The following is a 23476-nucleotide window of genomic DNA, read 5'->3' as shown; positions in this document are numbered from 1 at the left end:
ATCAGCTCCTTTCCAAGTCCTGCGACTTGCTTCTTGCCTGTTTCCTCTGCGCTGCCCGTTCCTTGTCGGCTTTGAGCTGCGCCCGAATAGAGGGCTTCTTTTCGGTCTTTTTCCCCGGTTTCGTTTCCTTTCCCTGTTCCTTTTCCGCTTTCAGCGCGGCGGCATACTCGGCAAGGGAGATCTGTTCGCCGTTTCTTGCCTTTGCTTCCAGCTCGTCAGCGGTAGGGGTATTGTTGATGATACCGTCAAAATGGTTGTCGTTCTGCTCGATAGCGTCCTCGACGTGCTTTAGGGTGTCTGCCTTTTCCGGCTGCTCGGCGGCAACTGCAAACGCCTGTGTCCCGTTCCCCATAATGAGATATTTTCCGTCCTCCGACGTATGGTGAAGTCCATACCCGGCTTCCCTCATTTGTTCGGCGGTCATATCGGTTACAGAAAAGCTCCCCCGTGGCGTTCTGATCTGCTCCCCGGTCATGCGGGTGTCGGGGGTAAGCTGCGGTGTCTGCTCCTGTAAAAACTCCGGCACTTCCTTATAGCCGAAACTGTCAACGTAATGCGCGGTGTCCTCCCCGTTGTGATGAAGCACCACTATATCCGATACGGAAAGGCTGTGTCCCTTAAAATCTTTGGGGTGGTCGATATTGAAACGGGTATAAATATCTTCAAGGGAAGTCCTCGGCGTAAGCTCGGCGGTGTAGATCAGATTATAATTTGCCGCTTCCACGGAAAGCCCAGCCGCCTGCAGACGGTCGTAAGGCTCAAAATGATAGTCCCGCATACCGTCCCCGTCCTTTAACTGGTAAATGGAAAAGGTGTCTTTGTCCGGCTCTTTCCCGGTGGCGGTCGGCTCCGGCGTTCCCTGTCCCGGCTCGGCGGCGGGCTGTGCTTCCTGTGCCTTTGCATAAAGCTCTTTTACGTCGCCCTGTGTCAGTTCCCCGGTTTCCAGCTTCCCCAAAAGCTCCCGGCACTTTTCCGGGGTTCCCGTGTAGAGAATATCCCCCAGCTTTGCCATGCCGTTATCCTGCGCGACATACTCCTGCAAAATGTAGCTGTTTTCCGGGCTGTCACTGTACGGGTTCTGCCGCACCTTGTAAAAGGTTTCCGGCGTGACGGCGTTCCCCGGCTCCGCGCCCTGTGTTTCCTCCTGCGGCTGCTCCGGGACGGCTTCTTTCTGTGCGGCGGCTTCCCGCCTTGCCCGTTTCTGTAACTCGGTGGGGCTTTCCCCGTTAAGGGGCTGTATGCACTTGATACGGTCGGCGGCGTAGATCGCATTGTCGTTTAGCTGCCGCTGCCATGCTTCCGCGCTGGGCGCATAACGGAAGCCGTTCCCTTTTAATTCCTCCCGGATTTCCTTGTCCGGCTTTTCATCAAAGAAAATCTGCAAGCGGTTATCCGCTGTATTGGCTTCCACACGTCCCCCGTCAAACTCCCAGCCCACATATCCAAGCTCTTTCCTGCGGGTAAGGGCGGTAATGCGGTCTTTCAGCCTGTGGATTTCCGCGTTGTTGTTGGATAATTCATAGCTTTCAAAGGGTTTCGGGTTCCCCCGCCAGCTCCCGGACATGGACGCTTTCATTTTTTCAATCTGCTCCGGGGATAAATGGGGGCAGCCGTCAAGGGTCTTATGCTTGCGGTAGTAAGCGTTGACCGCTTTCATGGTTTCCTGCAAGGCTTCCAGCTTTGCAAGTTTGCTTTCCAGCTTAGAAACGGCGTTCGGGTCGTCGGCACTGATACCGCCCATGCCGGTACTGCGGATTTTGTCAAGCAAACCCTGTATCTCCCGGTATTCCTCCATGTTCTTATCTGCGGCGGCGTTCTGCTTCTCCTTTTTGCGGACAGGGAAGTTGCTTCCCCCGGCAATCATAATGGACGGGACGCGGGCGGTGATCTCATAGCCCTTATTCATGTTCGCCGCCAGCTTCCGGGCGTAAGCGTCAAGCAGCCCGTCAATCCTTTCATGGAAAGAGGGGTCAACGCGCTTTTTCTGCCTTGCAGCAAGCTCGGCGGCTTCGTCTACATAGTGGCGGTATTCTGCCGTTGCGCTTCCGGGCTTGTAATCGGAAAAACTGATTGCTTCCTTTGCGCGGCGGGCTGCGTTCTCATTGATCGGGTAGTATGTAACCTTTGTTTCCGTCTGCTCCGGCTGTTCTGCTGTATGGCTCTGCGGGTCGGCGGCTTTCTCCGTCTGCACTTCTTTCCGCTGTGCAAGCGTCTTTTCCGCACGCTCCCGGACTTCTTTGCTAATTGACAGCGAATACAGGTCAGAGGTTGAGGAAAAGCCTACGTTGTTAAAAACATAATCAACATCAGTTTCTTTCAATGCCCCCGCTGTAAAATAATCTTCCCTTGTGGGGTTCTCGCTCACTTTTCCGTCTGATATGGCATAATTCAGCCCCGTTTCTATGTGGGAACAGATTTTACCGTCAACGGCAAGCGTCACATAATACCAGCCCATGTGACCGCCGCTTTTCTCGTCCGTACCGTCGTTAAATTCCACATTGAGCAGGGTGTAGGGCTTCAAGCCTTTCTGTCCGGCAATCTCATTGTCTTTTGTTTCCCGCTTCCTAAGTGCGGAAATGGCGGCTTCCTTTGTTGCGGCTATGATCTCCGGGTTGTACCGTACCAGCGCGGCATTGACACATTCAGTCTGCACTTTTACGGTTTTCGCTTGCGGTGTCCTGTGGTTGCCGATAAACAGGGACGCGCCATTGTCAAACTTGATAGATATGTCGCTTGTACCGCGCCATTTCCCGGTACAGGGGGAAGTTTCTATTTTGCCCGACGTACTGCCGAAAGCCTGTGCGACAATCCCGATCTTATCCTGCAAGGGGAGATTTTCGTACTGTTTGGCGATCTCAACCGCTTTTTTCTGTAAATCTGTAAGGGGTTTGTCGGCGGTCTGTCCTGCCTGTTCCGGCGTGTCTGTTTTTTCAGAAACAGGGCTTTTCGGCTCCTGCGGCTCTGTGGTCTGTGCTGCTTCCGGCTCCGGGGCGGCGTAAGGTTCGTACCCGTTGGCAGCGTATTCCTCCACGGTCATTCCTGCGGCGGCTGCTTCCTGTGCGATTTCCTCCTTGACGTGTTCCTTGTAGGCGGCAAGCTCCACGTCAAAATCTCTAAGCTGGGGAACAGGCGGCAAGTTGTATTCGCCTTGATTGACAAGCCCCCTGCACTCGGCAACATAGGCTTGCATGGCGGTATGGTAGGCGGTTTCCGTAGAGGTAAGGCTCTCCCCGGCTTGCAGGGCTTCCGTAGAGATACGCTCCATTTCGGATAAATTACAGTGCAGTTTGAGATAGGGGATAAATTCATTCAGCAGCATTGCCCGGTGTTCCTTGTCGGCTTCCAGTGCTTCCTTGCCCTCGTTGTGCAAAAGGTAGTTTTCCCATTCTTTATCGTTCAGATAATAGGTGTGGTGCTGCTCGATATGCTCCACAAGGGAACCGTCCCCGTCGCCCAAGTCCTGCCGCCCCTCGTAGTGGTCGGCTATACCGTTCATCACATAATCAATGCGGAACGCCACTTTATCGTAACCGGGGCTTGCAAGATTCGCTTCGTCCAGCCCTGCGATAAGGGTATTGGCGCGGGATAGGGGGATTGTTTCGCCCTCCCGTAGCTGGGGGCTTTCGCTCCATTCGATTGTAACGGTCGGCTCTGCCGCAAGGTCGGGTGTCGGCTCTTTTTCTGCTTCCTGTGCTTTCGCAGCTTCCCGTTCTTTTTGCAGCTCTGCAAAATGCCCGTCAATGCTGTTGATGATCTCGGCGGCGGTGGCACGGATTGTTTCAAGGGACGTTTTCAGCTCCGCAAGCTCCCGCCCGCTGCTCCACCCGGCGACGTACCCAAAGGAATAGTCGGAAGTGTCAAGCCCGTAGTGCTGGCATACGGTATAGGCGATACTTTCCGCCTGAACTTCACGGGTGCGGCGGTCGGGTCTGTCCCCCTGTTCCTCCTGCGGGGCGTTAAGGTCAATGTCGTGCAACTTCGCGTGGGCGATCTCATGGATAGCGGTCTTTAGGTTCTGAAGCTCGCTCATGCCCTCGTCAATGGCAATGCGCTTTTCCTCCAAGTGGTAGTAGCCGTGGGCTGTCCCCTCGATCTTCTCAAAGCCCATAGGCACGGGAGAGGTCTTTTCCAGCGCGGCGAAAAAATCCTCGTACTGTTCCACGTCCCCGGTCAGCTCGTTTGCGCCAATGGCGGGAAGCTCCCGCCCCTCGGTCTGCGATACGTCAAAAACGGCGACGACTTTATAGGCGGGGATTTGGATTTCTTTTGTTTCCATGACGGGCTTCCCGTTGCTGTCTGTCACCGTCTTTCCCGTCTGCGGGTCTTTTTTCTCTACCTCCTGCCGGATTTTGTACGGCGACGGGGCAAGGATACGGATACCTTTTTCCCCGCGCATTACGTTCCGTCCAAAGTTATTTTTCCATGCGTTAAATCCAGCGATAAGGGAAGCGTCGGGCTTCTGCATGGCAATCAGCAGCGTATTGTTGAAGCTGTAATTATGGAACTTTGACATGACTTGCAGATATTCCTTGTAGCGTTCACTGTCAAATAAATCCGTGATACCCTGCTCTAAGCGGTCTGTGATCTCCTTGATCTTTTCAGCGGGCTTGTCGGCGGTGAGGATAATCGGGTTGACCGGGCGCGGCTGGGGCGGCGGTTCCTGCTGTGTCCCCGGCTGGGGTTCCTCCTGCTCCGGCGCGGCTTCGTCCTTTTCCAGTTTATCCGGGGTGGGGTGTTCCGGCTCCGGGAAGCTCATTACCTTGTATTCTTTCGGTATGTCATTTTCCCGCCCATTGTACCACTGTGAAAAGGTGTTGCCGTTGTTGTAGATATAGCCTTGATCGGTAAACTGTCCCCGGTCTTTCAGTACCGCGTCCCGCCCGTATTCCTCGTACTTGAAATATTTCTTTGCTTCTTCGGGCAGCTCCAATTCGTCCAGCTCGTCAATAAGGTAATAGCCATAGTCGGCTTCGGTTCGGACGGTGGGATAAATCCAGTAGCAGTCAAGATTTTGTGCAAGGTTGATAAGGTCTTTCACGCTCCCGGCGTGTTCCCCCAGCGTTACCGCCGCCGTGAATTTGTTCCTGTCCTCGTCGCCCTGCATTTCTAAGAGCTTTCCAAGATAATTCAGCTCGTCAATGGTGCTTTCCTGTATCACGGAAAGCGGCACGTCAAAGGGGTATTGCTCGGTGTTGGAAAATCCGTTAATGAAAAAATCCTGCGGGTTCTCCGCTGTAATGCCGACGCTTTTCATGGCGGCGTGAAGCTGCTCCGTGGTGGTCGGCATGGATAGCCATTCGCCGCCCGGTTGCCCGGTTTCAAAGCGGCTGCGGCTGTCGATTAAGATTGAAAATGTTTCGCTCATTTGCATTTGCTCCTTTCTTTTATGGCAGCATTGCGGAAGCTGCTTTTTTTATTGTTGCCCGGTCTGCCTTGCAGCACCCGCGCTTTCTGCCAAGATTTTAATTTTTTCAAGAGGGTTTGGGACACTTCCCAACAAGCAAAATCCCCGTCCGGCGCGTCAGCGTCGAAAGGGGATTTACGGAAAAGGGTACTCTTTTCCTATGCTTGCTACGAAACTTATTTTTTCTTCGGTATCTCTATCTTGTAGTTGACGTACTTCCCGCCCGTATCGGCTAAAACAACGGTTCCGTCGTAGGTTTTGCCTGTTTTCGGGGAATACAAGCCCTTGACATTTATCTTGCCGGATTTTAAGAGGGCGGCGGCAATCTTCGGGGTAAAGGTGACTTTCCTTTCTTCAAAGAAACGGTCATTTTTCCACATGGTAAAAGCACAATCCCGGTTAGAACAGTAGAAATTCTTCCTGCCCTCATGGACGGGAGAACCGCACCGGGGGCATTTCCCGATAGAGGGCTTTTCTTCCCCGCCCGTGAAAGCTACCTTGTCCTTGTCGGCGGTGGCGTTCTCCTTTACCAGCTCCCGCGCCATAGCTTCAATGCGCTGCATGAAGTCCCCGGCGTCGGCGGCTCCCTTTGCGATCTGCGTCAGATTGTTTTCCCATTCGGCGGTAAGCTGCGGGGAAGTGAGCATATCCGGCAGCACCGACACAAGGGCGGCTCCGTTCTGTGTGGGGATAAGCTGCTTTCCCTTGCGCTCTGCAAAGCCAGACTTCACCAGCTTTTCAATAACGGCGGCGCGGGTGGCGGGAGTGCCAAGCCCCCGGCGTTCTGCGTCCGGGTCGGTGTCCTCGTTCCCGGCGCGTTCCATTGCCGACAAAAGGGTTGCTTCGTTGTGGGGCTTTGGCGGCGTTGTGAAATGCTCCGTCACCTTTGCCGTGGGACTTTCAAAGCTCTGTCCCTCGGAAAGCTCCGGCAGGGTGTTTTCCCCGTCACTGTCTGCGTCCTCCGGGTCGGGCTTGCCTTTCAGCGTTGCACGGTAGCGGCGTTCAAGGTCTTTCCAGCCGCCCGCAAGCACCGTCTTTCCCCGCGCCGTAAATTCTGTATCTGCGCATGAGAAAACCGCCGTGACCGCTTCAAAAATATGCGGCTCGGCGGCAGCGAAAATAAGACGCGCCCCGGCAAGGGTGAGGATATTCCTTTCACTTTCCGGCAGCGCGGCAAGGTCGGTCTTTGCAAGCTCCATAGTAGGGATAATGGCGTGGTGATCTGATACTTTGCTGCTGTCAAGTGTCCGGGAAACCTCCGGGGTAAACTCTGCGCCCTCCATAAAGGGGAGCTTGCCGGATAACATGGCAACGGTCTTTGCCGCCGTGTCCCCCATGTCGTCGGTCAGAAATGCGCTGTCTGTCCGGGGGTAGGTAAGCAGCCGCTTTTCATACAAGGTCTGCGCAAGGTCAAGGGTCTGCTTCGCCGTGTAGCCATAGATTTTATTGGCTTCCCGCTGTAAGGAAGTGAGGTCAAAGAGTTTCGGCGGGGCGGCGGTCTTTTTCTCTTTTGTGAGGGAAACACAAACCGCCGTTCCTGCTTCACAAGCTGCTTTCAGTGCGTCGGCTCTCGATTTATCCGAAATCCTTTCGCTGGCGGCTTCCGCGCCGGACAGGTCAAGGCGCACATGGTAGTATTTTTCTTTCTTGAAATGGGAGATCGCTTCGCCCCGGTCAACCAGCATTTTCAGTGTGGGGGTCTGCACCCGCCCCACGTTCAAGGTCTTGTCATACAGGCAGGAGAAAAGGCGCGTCGCATTGATACCAATGATCCAGTCGGCTTTTGCGCGGCATAATGCGGAAGCATAGAGCGCGTCATAGTCCCGCCCGTCTTTGAGGTCGGCAAAGCCCGCCTTGATCGCCTTATCCTCCATTGAGGAAATCCACAAGCGGCGCATGGGCTTGTTGCAGCCCGTCACTTCATAGACAAAGCGGAAGATCAGCTCGCCCTCGCGCCCAGCGTCGCAAGCATTGACTACCTCGGAAACGTCGGCGCGGTGCATAAGCTCCTTTAAGATTGAAAACTGCTTCCCCTTGTCGGCGGCGACGTTGTACTGCCATTCCTCCGGCAGAATGGGTAAGCTCTCATAGCTCCACTTTTTATACTGCTCCCCGTAGGCGGCAGCTTCCGCAAGCTCCACCAAATGACCGACACACCAAGAAATGAGGTAGCCCCCGCCCTCGATATATCCGTCTTTTTTCTCTTTTACCCCAAGCGCGGCGGCGATACTTGCCGCGACGCTGGGCTTTTCTGCAATCACTAACTGCACTTAAAAATCCTCCTTTCATTTTCCCATGTTTTTCTCTGTCAGCTTCTTGATACAGTACCCCACGCAGGGCGGCTCCCGGTTGTAGGGACAGCCCTTGCAGCGCGGGGGAATGGAAGCGGGCGGCGATTTTCCACGCCGCCCGTCACCCGGTTTCTGTATCATCATTCTTTCTAAGGGGTTGTCGGTGAACAGGGTCATGCTTCCTCGTCCTCCGTTCCCCCGCCGTCCCCGGTTTCGTCGGGTTCCGGCTCGTCCTCGTCGTAATCGTCAAAATCGAAATCGTCAAGGTCTGTGCCGCCTTTTACGTCCTGCTTCGGCTTCATAACCTTAAAGTAGTAGGCTGCGCCCCCGCCGCCAAGAAGTGCCACAATGAGGAATACCAAAAGCCCGCCCGTGTTGTTTTTCTTTTCCGGCTGCTCTGCGGGTTCCTCCGTTTCCGGCTCCGCTTCCTTGCCGCTGCAAGCGGTCATGTTGTCCTTGCAGACGGGGCAGCTTACATTTACTTTCCCGGCTTCGCATTTCTCCGTACAGTTGCAGACTGTGGGCGGCTCCGTGGCGGTGTTCCCGTCCTCCATGAGTGCCATAAGGTCGGCTTCGTCCACTTGATTGAGGAAATGCACGGTGTTCTCGCCCTTGTCGTCCCGGTCAATGAGGATATAAAAGTAATTGCCGTTTTTGGTCGTCACGGTGATAAGCTGCTTGTTGCCGCCAAAATCGTCCACAAGGGTAGCGTTCCCGTCCGGGGTGAGGGGTTCTTCCTTTTCGGGTTCCTCGTAGACAACGCCGCTGTCGTCGGTCGCGTCGTCCTGTCCCTCCGGGGTCTGCGCGTAAGCGGTAACGGAAAAGCCGCCCATAAGGACAAGGGCGGCGCATAAGGTCAGCAGGGCATTAAAAATCTTCTTATTCTTATTCTTATTCTTCATCTTCGTTTTCCTCCTTATCGTCGATGTCTGCGCCGCTTAAAACGGGCGCGGGGGTCATGCCGGGGATTGCGCCCCCGGACAGCATGGAAGTAAGCTCTGCGGGGGAAAGCCGCATGGAGCGCACAAGCTGGACGATCTGCAAATTCTCCGCTTCGGTTTTCTGTGCTTCCAGCCCTTTCAGTTTGTTCTGATACTCGGTGATCTTCTCGCGGGTCTTTTCAATCTCCCGGTTGATACGGTCAATCTTGTTTGCTGCCATAATGTAAAACTCCTTTCATAGTCAAAAAATGTTGTTCAGTTCCAATTCATCAGTCCATAGCCTTTAATGCAGCCATAGTCAAGGGAATAGCTCTTAATCTTGCAAGCGTCCCCGGAATTGCCCTCGACGGTGTAAACGCGCTGCCCGTCCGTGCCGATCACAAGCCCTACATGGTCTGCGCTCCCGTCCCCGTCCCAATCAAAGAAAATCGCGTCGCCGGGTGCTATGTTTGGATAATTGCGGTCGCCCCATTGCCCGTGTGACTGGAACCACGGGATACCCTGTGACTGGCAGGCGGCAAAGCGCGGCTCGCTTTTCCCGGCTTGATTGTAGCACCATGAAACGAAACAGGCGCACCATTCCACGCGGCTGTTGAAGCCGTACCAGCTCCAATAGGGCTGTCCCCCTACATTTCCTACCTGTGACTTCGCCCGGTCTACAATGGCGGTATTTCCGGGGCGTGTGCCGTTCACAAGCTGTACCCCGCTTAAATCCTCGGACGGGTTTGTGTCCGGGGAACCGCCGCCGAAAATGAGGGGCTTGTTTCCGCTGGTTTCCAAGTACACCCGGAACATTTCAAGCTGCTCCGGCGTGAGTAGTCCCGGCGCAAGCTCGGATATGGGCTTGTTCTCCAGCTTGACGTTGAGAATGTAATAGTTATAGGCTACGTCTACCTCGTATTCGTAGGTTTCCGTAGAGGTTTCCCCCGTTACCGGGTCGGTGACTGTCCGCGTCCCTGTCCGGGTTTCCGTGCGGTGGCGTACCTCCACTTCCTCCGTGAGAGTGAGGGTATATTGCAGCGCAAAGATACGATCTATTTCTGCCTGTGCCGTTGCCGGGGTATAGGTCTGTAAAAGCGCGGTAAGGTAGGACGCTAATTCATGGGGGTTATGCCCGATACTGTCAAGGTCATAGCGGTACTCGTCATAGCCGGGGTTGTCGCGCTCAATATTGTCAATCTCGCGTTGTAGCTCCGTTTCCAATGCCGTATAGTTATTTTCCACGGCGACTAAATCCGCGTCCTCCGACGTGTAGGAAGTCCCAACAATGCCGTTTACCATGCCGGAAAACATAGCCCCGCAAGAGGACAGCGCGGAAGATACCATAATGAAAAGCAGCAGCGCACCTATGGCGATACAGACACCCGCCGGGTGCCGCCCTACAAAAGCGACTGCCTTTTTGGTTTCCTCTGCGGTCTTTTTCGCCGCTTTCCGGGTGTTCTCCGCTGCGTTCTTGACGGACTTTGCGCCCTGTGCCTTGACGGTCTTTGCATACTGCTTTTTGATACGCTGCTTCTGCATATACCGGGAGAGCGGGTTGGACGCGGCGATCTGCGGGTTGTCGTGGAGTGCCTTTTGGTAGAGGTAATTGGCGTTTGCTTTTTCCGCTGCCTTTTCAGCTTTTGCCGCCGCCCGGTAGGGTTTGAGCTTGTGACTGCGGTAGCCCTCCTTAATCTTCCTCGCCCCGTACTTTGCGCCTTTCTCCGCTAATTCCTCGGATTTGTGCGCACCCTCCACGCCGGAATTGTCCTTTTCCACGGAATGTACCTTGTTATGGACGAAAATACCCGCTTCCTGCGCGGGGCGGGATAACGGGTTTTTATGTGCCTTGCCGCCGTTCATAGGCTTTTCCCGTTCCTCAAAACGCAGGCGGGTCTTGCCTTTCCCGGCAGCTTCGTCAAAAGTTCGCTCCTTGACAAGTTTCTTTTCCTTTGGGATTTTCGCCCTTGCTTCGTCCAGCCTGTCAGCGGCTTTGTCGGATTTCTTGATGTATCTTTCCAGCTCCGGCGTTGCCCGTTCTTCCTCGGTGAATTGCAGCCGGGAAGTGCGGGCGCGGCTTTCCGCTTCTGCCTGTGCTTTCCTTGCCGCCTTTTTGCTGGCTGCGCGGGTGTGCGCCCCGTCGATATGCTCTAAGACGCGCTCGGCGGTTCCCGTGTTCTGTGCGGCTTCCGTCCCCGGCGCATGGGGCAGGGGCGGCGCGTTAGGGGAAATATCCGGGGCGGGATTGCCCGGTAGGGGCTGTGCTGCCTGTGCGTCCTGCGCCGCCTGTTGCTCCGGCGTTTTCAGCAGGGCAGCTTCCCGCGCCCGTTTGCTGATACGCTTTTGTTTCCCGGTAGCCGCGTTTACTTCGATAGCCCCGTCACGGGTCATTTTCTGCGTGATCTTGTCGCGGGCTTTGTACTGCTTCATGGTCTGTCACCTCCGATCTGCGCCCAGCAGAGGGCGCAAGGTTGATAAAATAATCTGCAAATTACGCGCCGCCCACTTCCTCCGGCTTTGTCGTCATAACGCGGTACAGCTCGGTATCTTTCGGGAAACGGTCTACAAAGGGCAGAATGACGTTGCCATAGAACAAAAGCCCCTCGCCCGCTTCGGAATGGGTGACATAGCTCATTTGCTGCGGGGAGATATTGAGCTGCTTTGCAAGGATAGCCCGGTCGCCCGCCGCCTGATTGAGCATGAGGACAAAATCGCTGTTCTCAAAGATATTTTCAACTTCCCGGCTTGCCAAGAGGTCTTTCACGTTCTGCGTGATCGCCGTGGGTATGCCGCCCCATTTTCTGAAACGCTTCCAAATCTCCACGCTGTAAGCGGCGGTCTGTTCGTCTTTCAGTAACAGGTGAAATTCGTCCATAAAATACCTTGTGGATTTCTTCGCCGCCCGGTTCACGGTGACGCGGTTCCATACTTGATCTTGCACAATGAGCATACCTAACTTTTTAAGCTGCTTCCCAAGCTGTTTAATGTCAAAGCAGACAAGGCGGTTGTTCAGTTCCACGTTGGTACGGTGGTTAAAGACGTTAAGGCTCCCGGAAACGTAAAGCTCCAATGCCGCCGCGATACGCGCCGCTTCCGGCTCCGGCTGCTTCAAAAGCTCGTCGTAAAGGTCGCCCATGATCGGCATTTTTGCCGGGTCGGGGGCTGCAAGGAAAGGGCGGTACACATTCCTAACAGCGCGGTCAATCACGGTCTTATCCACGGGCTGTAAGCCCTCCTTGCCGCCGACGATCAGCTCACAAAGGGAGAGGATAAAGTCAGATTTCAGTGCAAGCGGGTTGTCGTCCTCGGAATAGTTGAGGTTAATATCCATAGGGTTGACGTAGTGCGGGCTGGTGGGGGAAAGCCTTATCACCTGTCCCTGTAACCGCTGCACAAGGGGGTAATACTCGGCTTCCGGGTCGCAGATAATTATATCGTCGTCCGTAATGAGGAAAGCGTTTGTCATTTCCCGCTTTGCCGCAAAGGATTTTCCGCTTCCCGGCGTTCCCAAGATCAAGCCGTTGGGGTTTTTAAGCTGCTTGCGATCGCAGAGTATCATGTTGTTGGAAAGAGCGTTCAGCCCATAATAAAGGCTTGCGCCCCTCTGAAAAAGCTCCTGCGTGATAAAGGGGATAAAGATCGCCGTGCTGCTGGTTGTCAGTCCCCTTTGAATGGGGATAAGGTTCTCACCGATAGGGACGCTTGACATAAGCCCCGCTTCCTGCTGGTAGTCAAGCCGGGTGAGGGCGCAGTTATATTTCTGTGCAATACCCGCCGCCGCGAAAATGTCATTTTCCAGTTTCCGCTTCGTGTCTGCCATGTTCACCACAAGGAACGTCAAGAGGAACATTCTTTCATTGCGGCTCTGTAAGTCCTGCAAGAGATTTTTCGCTTCGCCGCCGAAAGTGGCAAGGTCAGACGGTATAATATCCATGTCGTACCCGGCGCGGACGGCTTTCTTCTGTTCCTCAATCTTCATTTTGTCAAGGTCGGTGATCTTTCTCTTGACGGTCTTAATGGCTTCCGTCTGGTCGATACTGTGGATATGCAGGTTTACGATCACGCCCGTTTCAAGGTCTAACATATCCGCTAAAATGCGGTCGTTCAGCTCCGGCGCAAGTATCTGTAAGAACGATACCGCGCCGATCTTTTTCCCCATGCGGAAGTACCGCCCCTCGCCAAAACGGAATGAGGGCGGGGCGATAAAGTCCTTTGTGGTAAGCCCGGACGGGGCAAGCCATGAGAAATCAAAGTTGAACGGCTCCCCCTCCGGGTGGAATACCCCGTGCATGGTCTGTAAGCGTTCATAGCCTGTCATGGGGCGGGCGGTCACGCCTAAAACCTTAAAATTGTTCAGTATGTCCGTTTCGATACGGGAAAGGCGGGATTTTGCCGCGCTCATGTTATCCGCTTCGATACTGAACGTGATATATTTGTGCTTCACAAGCCCGTTGTTCCCTTTGGAAAGCTGGCTTTTCAGCATATCCCCGTATTCCGTGCGGATAGAGTTGAAAGCATCGTCCTGCGCCGGAATGTTGATTGCCTTTTCCGCTTCCTCCCGCTGCGTCCCTTGATTGATGAAAGAGAGCTGCACTGATACGGAAGCGTCAAAGTAGTTGAGGAAGTCGCACCAGTTCTCAAAAATGGCGGTCTTGTCGTCCGCTTGTGCAAGCTGGTAGTTTATATCCTCAAAGACAATGCTCTTGCTGTATTTCCTTTCCGTCACCCGGCATATCCCGTCCGGGTACAGGTTGATGTAGGGGATCGTCTGCTGGGCGGTGTGCGCCTTTCCGTCCCCCTTTGCCTGTCTGATAATGGCGGCGATCTGCTTCTTTTCCTCGCGGGTCAGTTTCCGCTTCGGTTTAGCCTTTCCGGGGTCTTTTCCCGGTGCGCCGCCTTTGGTTGTTTCCTTTGACAATCGCTGATACCTCCTTTTCCAGTTTTCGCTGCTTCTCCAAGACAGCGTATAAATTCTGCGTCTGATAGGGTCGCTCCTTTGGTCGGACAAACTTTGTCTGAATGATGTTCTTCACCACGACTTCAAGGGGCTGTCCGTGTTTCTCGTACATTGCCATGAGGAAGCAGGGGAGCATGACGACGATCATCACGAACGACGCTGCGCTGGTTCCCGCGCTGTCCTTTAGCAAGAAAAAAAGTGGCAAGCCCACAATGAGGGCTACCGCGAAACAAACGATCTGCCGCTTCGTAAGGTTGAAAGCGACTTTCGTTTTTATCTTTGATAAATCCTTTGGTACGGGTACATACGCCATACCGAAAACCTCCTTTCTGTCAGAGTTCTATGCTGTTTTTGGTTTCATTCCCCCATGTGTCCCAGCCCGCCGTTTCCTGCCTTGCGAAAAGCTCTATCCGGGGAATGTCGCCCATGAGGGCAACGATTTTGTCCCGCGTAATGTCCGGCTTTTTGCTGTGCTGCTCTATGGGGGAGATAATGAATTGATGAATACCCGCCGACTTGCGCTTTGGGTGTCCCCGTGTGGCAAGCAGACAGATTTCCGCATTTCCCCGCGTCCAAAATCCCAAGCCGTAAAACCATGTGTAGGATTTTTTATTGAGTTTCAGCCATACAAAGGCGGCGGTCTTATAGGTAAAGCCCCAAGCCTTAATTAGCCGCAGGGCTTCGGGAAGCTGTGGGAATGTCGCCCACAAAAAAAGTGCGCTGTCCTCTGCCGCAAGGTCAGCCACGGGGAGCGCACATAATTCCTCTATGCTCATGGTCGGGTAGTGGTGTTCTGCCGCGCCGGAAAGCCGCTTCTGTGCGTACTTCCACGGGGGATCGGCGTAGATTATGCCGTATTTCTTTTCAATGGTTTCTTGTCCCTCCTTTCTGTGTGCTTCCTGCAAGTCCCCCATTATGGCAGTTAAGGCAAAGGTCAGTTTATGCCCTTTGCCCGTCCCTATTGTATGGGGTTCCTCCCGCGTCAAGGTCGGGTTGTATTTTCGCCGCTCCGCTCTGAAAATCTCCACCCTACCCTTGACACGCCTTTAGTGCGCCGCGAAAATTGACTTTGCAAGTGCGCCGGATTTGAACAGGGAAAAGCAGAGGATAACCGTATATGCCGCAAGGGAAAATATCGCGCTGTGTAAGTTATCCGCTACAATCATGCTGTTTACCAGCACCGCGTAAATACCGACACATATCATAATGAGGAAGCCTTGAAAACCGATAGCGAACAAGGATTTTAGGTAGTTGTTCCCGATCTGTCCCCATTCCCGGTTAGTCATTGTTGCAAATGGGATAGGCGACACGGAACAGTAAAGGTATATTTCAATCATTCTGCCGTACAGGATAACCGTGATAAGCACCGACATGATCTTCATGCAAAGGCTCACAAGGCTTGTTTCCATGACAAGCAGGAGTAATTCGGGGATTTCCATTGCGTCAAGCCCGGACTGCATGGAAGCAAGGGCGGCGGCAACATCAATGTTCGTGCTGCCGCTTATCACCCCTGCCGCGCCGGAAACGACGTGCTGCGCAACGTCAAAGACTGCCATAGTAATATCAAAGGTGTGGGTGACAAGGTACACCGCCACCCACGCCTTGAAAAACCACTTGAAAAACATAAATGTGTCAACGTCGTGCATGTTGTTCTTTTCCGTTACCATGCTGATAAGCTCCACGCATAGGACGTAGGTAATGACAAGCCCCGCAATGGGTACGATCACATTCTCCGATAACGTGCGTATCATGTTGAATATGCCCGCGTTCCACCCCTGCGGGGTCTGCCCTACCTCGGCGGCGATAGTGCCGACTTTCTCGTTTACGTCCCCGAACATAGTTGACAGGTTCCCGTTAATGGCTCCTATGAGGATTTCCTTTATCCATTCCGTGATCGCGTCAAGTATGCTCTGCATAAGCGTTTACCTGTTGCCGATTAGGAGAACAGGTTCGCAAGCAGCGGTACAAGGGTCGTGCCGATCAGCGCAACGCCGCCCGCCATGAGCTGTTTTATCCCCAATTAGGTGTAAAACTCTGCTCGATGGCGGGCGGCGGCGTACAAAAATCTATATGGTGTTTTTAAGAGAACCGTCCCGGCAGGACAGGTCAGGCAGTGACCTGTTCCACCTCCGGAATGGGTTTGAGATTAAAATGAATTTCGATAGAAATGTGTCTTGTTTTATCTTCGTCAATGCGCTCATGCACGACGATTTCTTTGATTAAGCGGTTGAGGGTGGCTGCGTCCAGCTCTGTGATGTTGGCGTATTCCTGAATGGCTTCCACCCATTGTTTTGCGTCATTGGCAAGCTGGACTTCATCGGACAGCCGCTTCCTGCCCTCGGACACTTTTGTTTTAAGCTCCGTCTGCTCGGTCTGTGTCTTTTCCAGCATGGTGTTGAAATTCTGCTCACTGATACGCCCTGCAATCATATCCTCATAAAGCCGCATGACCATTTTGTCCAGAACCTCAATCCGTTCCTCGTCCCTTGTGAGGGAGCGTTCCATTGCTTCCCGCTGTTCCCGCTGCTCGGTTTCACAGGTATTGGTCAGGCGGTCGGCAACCGCTTCCCCGTCCATCAGGGCAGCTCTGGCACATTCCCTGATTTTCCGCAGCACATGGCTGCAAAGGGTGTCATAGTCAATCCGGTGCTGGGTGCAGTGGTTCTTTCCAAAGGCATTGTAGGTCTTGCAGGAATAAATCTGCTGGGGATGTTTTGCGTTTGTGTAGCGTACCGTCAGCGACTTCCCACACTCGCCGCATTTTATCAGTCCGGCAAACAGGCTGATTTCATTGGTCTGCCCCGGACGCTGGCGGGATTTCAGCTTATTCTGCACAATGTCAAAGCTCATGCGGTCAATCAGCGGTTCATGCTGCCCCTCCACCACAATCCAGTCCTCCGGCTTCTTTTCCCCAATCGTGCCGATTTTGAAACGGTAGTCTTTTTTCTGGGAAGCAATCGCCCCGGTGTAGACGGGATTCATCAAAAGGTCTTTGATAACGGAGAAGTCCCACATATACCGTCCTTTTTCTGGGTCTTTCTTTTCCCATTTGGTGCGGGTATTGCGAAGCCCCCGTTCCCGGTTCCACCATGTGGGGCAGGGGATTTTTTCTTCCTCCAGCCGTCTGCGGATATAGTTCGGACCATGACCGTTCAGGGCATATCCGAAAATCAGTCGCACAATCGGGGCGGTTTCCTCGTCAATGAGCAGATGGTTTTTGTCCTCCGGGTCTTTCCGATACCCAAACGGGGCAAGACACCCGGTAAACTGTCCTTTCTGTGCTTTCAGAAGATAAGAGGAATGGACTTTCTTGGAAATATCCTTACTGTACATCTCGTTCAGGATATTCTTGAACGGGGCAATATCGTTGTTATCCCGCAGGGTGTCGATACCGTCATTCATGGCGATATAGCGGACACCGTTTCTTGGGAAAAAGTCCTCAATCAAATGCCCGGTTTGCAGATAGTTCCGCCCCAGTCGGCTGAGGTCTTTCGTGATGACAAGGTTGATTTGCCTGCGCTCAATGGCTCTCAACATTCTCTGTAAATCAGGACGCTCCATATTAAGACCTGTGAAACCATCGTCCTGATAGACTGCCACAACCTCCCATCCCTGCTTTTCGCAGTATTTTTCCAGCATATCACGCTGGTTTGCGATACTGGCACTTTCGCCTTGCAGGTCATCGTCCTTTGACAGCCTGCAATAGACCGCCGCACGATAGCCCCCGGCAAGTGCCGAACCGATTGTTCTGTATTCCATTTCGTTCATCATAGCCATTTACCCACACAATCCAGACGGTATCTGGCTCTTTTGAACCTCATCTTCATTATACTTCATATCTTTCTTTTTAGCAAGATATTCTTTTGAATTTATCTTTCCATATTTCTGGGAAATCAGGCTGACGAACACATCGGTGGCGTCCAGCTCCCCGTCAAATACAGTGGTCACATGAATCTCTGTTTTGTTTTTTGCCATAGGCAGTTATCCTCCATACATGAAAATAGCCAGACAGAGGGTGTCGGCAACGAAGTCCGGCAACGGGCTTCAAAAGACCTTGCAAACAATCTCAATCTGGCACTACTTACTATTTATACTTTTCTTTTATTTTTCTGTTGTTTTGGTTGTTATAAGGGAGAAAAGCCCGGAAATAAGGGATTTTCCCCGGCAACCGGCTCGGCAACGGGATAGCAACAGGAGGTGCAACGGGCTGTCATTCTCAGAATGGAAGCTCCATCTGTTCTGTGACCTCCACAAAACCGTCCATCGTTTTTTCAGACGGGTTGCCGGAGTCCGTTGCCGGGTTTTCACGCTCCCAGCCCTTTTGTCTGCCATATTCTGAAAACATTCTTGGGTTCGGGAAGTACCGCCAGCGGTCAATGCACTGGTTCATAATCTCGTTGATTTCCCGGATTTCCCATTGTTTCGGCTCGTCAAAGGCATGGTTCAAGGCTTCCTTGTAGAGCTGCTTGGAGCAGACCATGCTCCCGGTGTACTTATCAAGATACGCCTGTATCATCCCGGCTTTGGTGTCCTCCGGCATAAAATCCCGCTGGTGTTCTTTGAGATACCGCTGCATGGCAGGGCTGAAAGCCAGCTTGAACCTGCCGCTTCTGTAAATTTCCATCGCTTCTGCCCACATCTGCTCGATATAGGCTCTGGAAGCGGCTTCGTCCTCCAAAATGTGAACCTCGGCTTGCTCCGGGTACACCATGACGGGGATAAAGCGGCGGTTGCCGGAACGGTCAAGGGGCAGGAAGTCAAGGGCATTGGAAGTGCCGCCAAACACGCACTGACGGGGGCGGTCTGCTGGGTGGGTTTCATAGGGTATCTTGTAAACCTCTTTCTGTCGGCTTAAAAATGACTTGATTTCCTCAATGCTCTTGGCGTTGGCGGTTGCCATCATTTCCGACATTTCGATAATCCAGTGACCTTGCAGCTTGCGGTACACATTGTCATCGTCCAGCTTCCGCAAATCATCGGAGAACCACTCGTCCCGGACTGCCAGCAGACGGAAGAAAGTGGACTTGCCAGCCCCCTGACCGCCGACCAGACAGAGCATGATTTCAAACTTGCACCCCGGCTGAAAGGCTCGTGAGATTGCACCCAGCAGGAACAGCTTCAATGCTTCATAGGTGTAATCGTCTGCGTCAGCCCCCAGAAAGTGCCGCAGGCAGAAGCGGATTCGCTCTGTCCCGTCCCACACAAGGGAACTTAAATAATCCCGGATGGGGTGGTACTTGTTTTCATTCGCCACAATCCCGATGGCGTTATCAATCTTTTTCTCATTGGTAAGCCCGTAGGTTTCTTCCAGATAGAGAAGCAGATACTTCATATCTGTATCGTTCAGGGCGGTGCTTTCCCTGTGGAAGCCGATGGGCTTTATGATGTCCTTGCGGTCAGTCAGGATGTTGTATGCGATAGCCCCGGAAAGCAGCGGGTCACGCTGGAATACAGTCAGGCAGTTCCGTATGCTCTGACGGACACCGCCTTTCTCGGTAGTTTCCAGCCCCTCCTTGATTTCCTCAATGCTCTGGGGTGGCTGCATGGCGTTCATGGTGTTTTTTAGTTCTTGCTGCGTCTGCGGCGGCAAGCTCTGCCATTCGCTGTTCAAGCTGTATCACATCCTTTCCGTAGTCCGTAATCAAAGCCGCTTTTTCCTCTGTTTCCCCGAACAGCAGCACATCCAGCAGATACTCCACTTGGTCTTGCTTCTGTAAGGCTTCTATAAACCGGGGATGAAAGGCTTCCTCCGGGGAGTGTGGGGCGTAGTCCGTTCTCCATGCCCGAAGCAGATGGAGATAATCGGCAAGAATACGGAAGCAGCGGTTCTTTGCTTCCTGAAACTGTTCCTCCGGGGATTTCTGCCGGGGCTTTGGCTTTTTTTCCTTTCCCGGCGGTTTCCAGTCCTCATAGGAAAGCCCGAAGTCCTGTGCCAGCTGTACGGCGGCTTCTTTCTTTCTCAGCCCATACAGGGCGGCGGCAAAATCAATCACATCCCCATCCGCACCGCAGCCGAAGCAGTGGTAACGCCGATCCAGCTTCATGCTTGGGGTTTTATCGTTATGGAACGGGCAGCAAGCCATCCCGTTCCGACCTACATGGATTCCATAATGCTCCGCAGCCTGTCTTGTTGTGACGGCCTGCTTCACAGCTTCAAATACATTCAAATCTATCCCTCCTTGAAAAAAGAAAAGCACCTGACATTCTCTGATTGAAAATGGCAAGTGCCTGTTAAAGTTCCATATCCTGTTGTCTGTGTTTCGTCTGTTCCTGGGCAGTTCTTTGTGCTTTTTTCTCGTCTGCCTTATCCTGCAAGACTTCCTTGATGGGCTGCTTCTTGGGCGGCTCTTTGCTTTCCTCTGTGCCGGGGGTGGCTTTCTGTACCCAGTAGCGGATATCCCGCAGCTTCTTCAAATCCTCCTGCACCTCTGTCAGCGGTACTTTCAGCTCTGCGATTTCGCTGAGAAGTTTTTCCTGCTCCTGTTGCAGCTCCTTTTGGGTGCTGTCCTTATCGTCCGGGTGCTTGGCAAGGTAGGCGGCGGCTTTCTCATACCGGGCAACCTCCGAGTGTTCCTGCTTGAATGTTTCCTTTGTTTTCTTGAAAAATATCTTCTGGTACTTTTCATAGACAGGCTTACATTCCTTGCAGTCTGTCCGGCTGGCAAGAATCCTGTCAATCACTTTGCTGCGGGCTTCCTTTGGCTTCATCTGATTGCGGTAATCGGCGGCTGATTTCCCGGAAGATTCCAGAAATGCTTCTAAGTCCTCCACAGTGGAAAGCCCCTTTTGCCGGAGATAGGACAGGGCTTCGCTGACTGCCTTTAAGTCCTGCGAAGTCCCCCGGTTCTGTCCAGCCCTTGTCCAGTCCTTCCGTTCTTCCTTTCGTATTTCCATATATTTCATCAAAAGATTGGGAAGAAATGTTGCTTCCTCCGCCGCTTTTTGTGCAAGCAGCTCCTTCCGTTTTTCTCCCAGCTCGGTAATCCAGCCTTTGAGGTTTTGGATAAGCTGCCGGATGGACTTCATCAGACTGTTGGCGGCTCTGATTTCCCGGTTCAGGTTTCCGATATTCGTCTGGATACCACGCTTTTCCATCTGCCGGACAGCAGCCCCCTCATGGACAGTGGGGACAATATCAAGCCCCTGTCTGGCATAGGAACGCAAGTCCACACGCTCCGGACGGTCATTGGCTTCCAGATAGCGGTTCTGGATGACCTCCCATTCATGCCGCCAGATTTCACAATACTTCTGGTCGTTCCAGTCAACCGTATCCTCCTTGTGGCTTTTCCATCTGCCGGACGGAAGCTTGATCCGTTCCCCATTCTCGTCAAGGTCATAAACCTTGCGGCTCTTGGGAAGCCATTTCCCATGTTCGTCCATTGCCCTCATAGTGAGCAGGACATGGGCGTGGGGATTGTGTCCCGGCGGATGGGGGTCATGGATGGCAAAGTCAGCAATCATGCCTTTGGAAACAAACTGCTGCTCACAAAATTCCCGGACAAGGACAGCATACTGGTCGGGTGGTATCTCTCTTGGGATGGTAAGCACCCACCGCCTTGCAAGCTGGGAGTTCCATTGCTTCTCCACCGCTTCGGCGGCGTTCCATAAGGTATTGCGGTCTGCATACTCCGGCGGGGCGTTTGCCGGAAGCAGGATTTCATTGTGGACGATACCACGCTTTTCCGGGTAGTGCTTCACTTGCTGGTCGTATTCACAGAACAGCTTTTCGCCGCTCTGGTAAGCAGCGGCGGCAATCGCAGACTGCTGTTGGCTGCGCTGCACAATAGAAATTTCGTTGTGCGGACAGGGCATTTCGTGTCACTCCTTTCTGTGATTGGCGGATGGGGTGGCGTTTTGCCACCTCATTTTGGGCAGAAAAAAAGCAGGCAACCTTTTTCAGATTTCCTGCTTGGTGTGCCGCTATGTGGGCGGCGGGTATTTAGTTGTAAGAGTTTGGGGTTACTTTTTGACTTCCTTTGTGATTTCAGTTGTCTCTAACTGTACCCGATAAGTGCTTTCTTCTCCGTTCAAATTGGTTGTTTTCAATTCAAACCACAAATTATCAGTCAACTTATCAGCGTCACTATCTCTGAGAATGTCACCAGAAATTTGTCCAACATTTCCAGAAACATCTATTGTCTCACCTGTCTGATCATCAACACCATTAGAAAGCAGAGTTTCTTTTTCGCTTCCATTGATATAAATGGTCGTTGAGTATGTGGTAATATTAGCAAAATCGTCTGACATCACTTTCAAATCACCACCATAGCAAATTTCATCTTTGCCATCTAAAATAATTACACCATTCGACACAGAAATATATTCATTTTCTCCGCTAAATGAATATACCTTTAAGGACTGTTCTTCATTGCTTTCGGAGGAAGTGTTGCACCCTGCAAGCAGAACCGTACAAGCAAGCAACGATAGCATAACCGCCATTATCTTTTTCATAATATCACCATCCCATCAAATTTCAATTTTTCAGTTCTACAAGTTGGAAGTTGTCGCTATGAAATTTCTTTTTCATCATCTCTTGGTGATCGGACATAACATAACATTTCTTTTTCACAAGCACCAAATTTTGAGAAATTGAATTTCGCTTCTTTTAGTGTTATTCCATGATTAGAGTCGCTTGGTTCGTTATCAGAAGCAATGAACGGGTCATTCTCCCAAAAACAAACGGGACAGATATACCCACAATCTTCATTTGCCGGAACATTATAGGTAAAATATCCGCAGCAAGGACATTGGTATTTTTTCATATAAACCTCCCGTTTAAGCCTTGACCTCAAATTCCTGATTTATTTCTGACTTTATTATACTTCATCGATTATCGAAAAGATAGCATATTTTATGAAACTTGTCGGCTGGGAACAGCTTGCATTGCAAGGTGTCCCCAGATGGCAAGTCCACAAAAGGGTAGCTGGCGGCAGCCAGCGCAGGGGAAGCGTAGCGTCCCCTGTTTGATTTGGAGCAGACCATGACTGCGGAAAATCACAGCCCTCCGGCGAGGAGCCTTCGGAGAACGCAATGCACCAACCTCTGGGTGGTGTATAATTGCGCCCTTAGTAAACTAAGGGGTTTCCGGCTTCTCCCGTTCCAGCAGTTTTTTCAATAGTTCCTGCGTGTCCTGTCTGTGAAAAATGAGTTTCAACAACAGCATGACATCATCATCTGTCAGGCGTTCCGGCTCTTGCAGAAAACTTTCCAGCATACCGCCACGAGTACAGAGCCGGTGCGTCCGTTCCTTTCGGGTAAGCTGCTTTAACTGGTGCTGCAATGCCTTTTCATCATTGATTGCTTTCCGCAGTTTCTTTTCGCTATTCTCCAGCTCCCGGTTTAGCTTTTCCAGCTTTGAGGTATCAGGCAAGGGCAGCGTCCCCCTTTCCCGGTATCAGTACATAAATCCGGTTTGGTTCTCCAACGCCCTGACGCACCCGCATGATAAGTCCGGCGGTTTCCAGTTCATTCAATGAACGTTTGACCGTCATGGGACTGCGGGACAGGACTGCTGCAATGGCTGTGACAGGGAAGCAGACAAACAGGATTCCGTTCTCGTCCTCCTGCCCTTTGGATAGCATAGCGTCCAGCATCCGGCAGTACATGACCTTTGCGGTGCTGCTGACTGGAAATCCTGTCAACGCTATGGGAAATGGCATACATGGCGGCAATGGTGTGTCTATCGTCATAAATTCAAAATTCATTCGGTGTGTTCCTCCTTTTTCTTGGCTCGTTTGGATAAATAACGGGGGCAGTCAATCACAACCGCCCGGAAGCTCTGCTTGCACCCATGCTGGCATCTCCGGCATAATTCGTTGTAAGTGACACGCCCCCGGTCATTGAGGTAAAAAGAAAGCTCATGCTTCCTCTTTTTGCTCATTCTCGGCATATTGCGCTTCCTCCC

20 protein-coding genes and 2 pseudogenes are annotated in these 23476 nt (G+C 52.5%); 1 reads left to right on the top strand and 21 read right to left on the bottom strand.

What is annotated here, in order from left to right; genetic code table 11:
* Position 1 precedes the first annotated feature (1 nt).
* The 13 genes and pseudogenes from DW743_RS18930 to DW743_RS09065 form a co-directional block, all read right to left on the bottom strand.
* A pseudogene (locus DW743_RS18930) lies at positions 2-5401 on the bottom strand (YodL domain-containing protein); the annotation flags it as partial.
* 179 nt (positions 5402-5580) lie between these two features.
* Positions 5581-7674 (bottom strand): DNA topoisomerase 3, encoded by a 2094-nt coding sequence (locus tag DW743_RS09120; RefSeq protein ID WP_050636985.1) that lies wholly within the window; start codon positions 7672-7674, stop codon positions 5581-5583.
* 15 nt (positions 7675-7689) lie between these two features.
* Positions 7690-7872 (bottom strand): hypothetical protein, encoded by a 183-nt coding sequence (locus tag DW743_RS09115; protein WP_082189952.1) that lies wholly within the window; start codon positions 7870-7872, stop codon positions 7690-7692.
* Positions 7869-8597, bottom strand: coding sequence for a DUF4366 domain-containing protein (locus DW743_RS09110; RefSeq protein WP_050636986.1), 729 nt, complete (start codon positions 8595-8597; stop codon positions 7869-7871). Before DW743_RS09110 ends, DW743_RS09115 begins: the two co-directional genes overlap by 4 nt.
* Positions 8587-8856, bottom strand: a complete 270-nt coding sequence (locus DW743_RS09105; RefSeq protein ID WP_050636987.1) for a DUF4315 family protein — start codon at positions 8854-8856, stop codon at positions 8587-8589. The genes DW743_RS09110 and DW743_RS09105 overlap by 11 nt, the downstream gene beginning before the upstream one ends.
* Before the next feature lie 35 nt (positions 8857-8891).
* Positions 8892-11006 (bottom strand): C40 family peptidase, encoded by a 2115-nt coding sequence (locus tag DW743_RS09100; RefSeq protein WP_117761551.1) that lies wholly within the window; start codon positions 11004-11006, stop codon positions 8892-8894.
* A 100-nt stretch (positions 11007-11106) separates the two neighbouring features.
* On the bottom strand, positions 11107-13533 hold the full coding sequence (locus tag DW743_RS09095; RefSeq protein ID WP_050636988.1) for a VirB4-like conjugal transfer ATPase, CD1110 family: 2427 nt from the start codon (positions 13531-13533) through the stop codon (positions 11107-11109).
* Positions 13478-13885 carry a PrgI family protein gene (locus DW743_RS09090; RefSeq protein ID WP_082189953.1) on the bottom strand — a complete coding sequence of 136 codons (408 nt, stop codon included), beginning with the start codon at positions 13883-13885 and terminating at the stop codon, positions 13478-13480. Before DW743_RS09090 ends, DW743_RS09095 begins: the two co-directional genes overlap by 56 nt.
* 19 nt (positions 13886-13904) lie before the next feature.
* On the bottom strand, positions 13905-14486 hold the full coding sequence (locus tag DW743_RS09085) for an MT-A70 family methyltransferase (RefSeq protein ID WP_082189985.1): 582 nt from the start codon (positions 14484-14486) through the stop codon (positions 13905-13907).
* A gap of 132 nt (positions 14487-14618) precedes the next feature.
* Positions 14619-15488: a VirB6/TrbL-like conjugal transfer protein, CD1112 family gene (locus DW743_RS09080; RefSeq protein WP_050636989.1), complete on the bottom strand. Its 870-nt coding sequence runs from the start codon at positions 15486-15488 to the stop codon at positions 14619-14621.
* 20 nt (positions 15489-15508) lie between these two features.
* A pseudogene (locus DW743_RS09075) lies at positions 15509-15589 on the bottom strand (Maff2 family mobile element protein); the annotation flags it as partial.
* Between the two features lie 89 nt (positions 15590-15678).
* Positions 15679-17349 carry a recombinase family protein gene (locus tag DW743_RS09070; protein WP_118760258.1) on the bottom strand — a complete coding sequence of 557 codons (1671 nt, stop codon included), beginning with the start codon at positions 17347-17349 and terminating at the stop codon, positions 15679-15681.
* Positions 17350-17547, bottom strand: coding sequence for a hypothetical protein (locus tag DW743_RS09065; RefSeq protein WP_118753764.1), 198 nt, complete (start codon positions 17545-17547; stop codon positions 17350-17352).
* On the opposite strand from DW743_RS09065, the gene DW743_RS18790 reads away from it, so the two are divergent.
* Complete coding sequence (locus DW743_RS18790; RefSeq protein ID WP_081645077.1) at positions 17521-17760, top strand: tweety protein; 240 nt, start codon at positions 17521-17523, stop codon at positions 17758-17760. The two genes, DW743_RS09065 and DW743_RS18790, sit on opposite strands and share 27 nt — an antisense overlap.
* A gap of 28 nt (positions 17761-17788) precedes the next feature.
* Here the strand turns inward: DW743_RS18790 and DW743_RS09055 are convergent, their stop codons facing one another.
* From DW743_RS09055 to DW743_RS09020, 8 genes are all read right to left on the bottom strand, one after another.
* Positions 17789-19126, bottom strand: coding sequence for a virulence-associated E family protein (locus tag DW743_RS09055; protein WP_097786393.1), 1338 nt, complete (start codon positions 19124-19126; stop codon positions 17789-17791).
* Positions 19095-19739: a CHC2 zinc finger domain-containing protein gene (locus DW743_RS09050; RefSeq protein WP_117762288.1), complete on the bottom strand. Its 645-nt coding sequence runs from the start codon at positions 19737-19739 to the stop codon at positions 19095-19097. The genes DW743_RS09055 and DW743_RS09050 overlap by 32 nt, the downstream gene beginning before the upstream one ends.
* A 64-nt stretch (positions 19740-19803) precedes the next feature.
* Positions 19804-21384 carry a MobQ family relaxase gene (gene mobQ / locus DW743_RS09045; protein WP_118760257.1) on the bottom strand — a complete coding sequence of 527 codons (1581 nt, stop codon included), beginning with the start codon at positions 21382-21384 and terminating at the stop codon, positions 19804-19806.
* A gap of 147 nt (positions 21385-21531) precedes the next feature.
* Positions 21532-22023 carry a hypothetical protein gene (locus DW743_RS09040; RefSeq protein ID WP_002304359.1) on the bottom strand — a complete coding sequence of 164 codons (492 nt, stop codon included), beginning with the start codon at positions 22021-22023 and terminating at the stop codon, positions 21532-21534.
* 56 nt (positions 22024-22079) lie between these two features.
* Entirely contained in the window at positions 22080-22334 is a 255-nt protein-coding gene (locus tag DW743_RS09035) for a CPCC family cysteine-rich protein (protein WP_117762290.1), read from the bottom strand.
* A 311-nt stretch (positions 22335-22645) separates the two neighbouring features.
* Complete coding sequence (locus tag DW743_RS09030; RefSeq protein WP_117762297.1) at positions 22646-22942, bottom strand: DUF3847 domain-containing protein; 297 nt, start codon at positions 22940-22942, stop codon at positions 22646-22648.
* The gene (locus DW743_RS09025) at positions 22935-23276 is read right to left on the bottom strand and encodes a DeoR family transcriptional regulator (RefSeq protein ID WP_117762298.1); all 342 of its coding nucleotides are present in this window, start codon (positions 23274-23276) and stop codon (positions 22935-22937) included. The genes DW743_RS09030 and DW743_RS09025 overlap by 8 nt, the downstream gene beginning before the upstream one ends.
* Positions 23273-23461: a hypothetical protein gene (locus tag DW743_RS09020; RefSeq protein ID WP_117762299.1), complete on the bottom strand. Its 189-nt coding sequence runs from the start codon at positions 23459-23461 to the stop codon at positions 23273-23275. Before DW743_RS09020 ends, DW743_RS09025 begins: the two co-directional genes overlap by 4 nt.
* Between the last annotated feature and the right edge of the window lie 15 nt (positions 23462-23476).

This window comes from Blautia sp. AM28-27 (assembly GCF_003480905.1).
GTDB lineage: Bacteria > Bacillota > Clostridia > Lachnospirales > Lachnospiraceae > Fusicatenibacter > Fusicatenibacter saccharivorans.
The sequence above is the reverse complement of the archived record's forward strand: the minus strand, read 5'-3'. Positions and strand labels throughout refer to the sequence as shown.

Coding starts and splice junctions, on each gene's coding strand:
- DW743_RS09115 (WP_082189952.1), bottom strand. CDS start 7,872: ATGACCCTGTTCACCGACAACCCCTTAGAAAGAATGATGATACAGAAA.
- DW743_RS09110 (WP_050636986.1), bottom strand. CDS start 8,597: ATGAAGAATAAGAATAAGAATAAGAAGATTTTTAATGCCCTGCTGACC.
- DW743_RS09105 (WP_050636987.1), bottom strand. CDS start 8,856: ATGGCAGCAAACAAGATTGACCGTATCAACCGGGAGATTGAAAAGACC.
- DW743_RS09100 (WP_117761551.1), bottom strand. CDS start 11,006: ATGACCCGTGACGGGGCTATCGAAGTAAACGCGGCTACCGGGAAACAA.
- DW743_RS09090 (WP_082189953.1), bottom strand. CDS start 13,885: ATGGCGTATGTACCCGTACCAAAGGATTTATCAAAGATAAAAACGAAA.
- DW743_RS09085 (WP_082189985.1), bottom strand. CDS start 14,486: ATGGGGGACTTGCAGGAAGCACACAGAAAGGAGGGACAAGAAACCATT.
- DW743_RS09080 (WP_050636989.1), bottom strand. CDS start 15,488: ATGCAGAGCATACTTGACGCGATCACGGAATGGATAAAGGAAATCCTC.
- DW743_RS09070 (WP_118760258.1), bottom strand. CDS start 17,349: ATGGCTATGATGAACGAAATGGAATACAGAACAATCGGTTCGGCACTT.
- DW743_RS18790 (WP_081645077.1), top strand. CDS start 17,521: ATGAATCTCTGTTTTGTTTTTTGCCATAGGCAGTTATCCTCCATACAT.
- DW743_RS09065 (WP_118753764.1), bottom strand. CDS start 17,547: ATGGCAAAAAACAAAACAGAGATTCATGTGACCACTGTATTTGACGGG.
- DW743_RS09055 (WP_097786393.1), bottom strand. CDS start 19,126: ATGAACGCCATGCAGCCACCCCAGAGCATTGAGGAAATCAAGGAGGGG.
- mobQ (WP_118760257.1), bottom strand. CDS start 21,384: ATGCCCTGTCCGCACAACGAAATTTCTATTGTGCAGCGCAGCCAACAG.
- DW743_RS09040 (WP_002304359.1), bottom strand. CDS start 22,023: ATGAAAAAGATAATGGCGGTTATGCTATCGTTGCTTGCTTGTACGGTT.
- DW743_RS09035 (WP_117762290.1), bottom strand. CDS start 22,334: ATGAAAAAATACCAATGTCCTTGCTGCGGATATTTTACCTATAATGTT.
- DW743_RS09025 (WP_117762298.1), bottom strand. CDS start 23,276: ATGAATTTTGAATTTATGACGATAGACACACCATTGCCGCCATGTATG.
- DW743_RS09020 (WP_117762299.1), bottom strand. CDS start 23,461: ATGCCGAGAATGAGCAAAAAGAGGAAGCATGAGCTTTCTTTTTACCTC.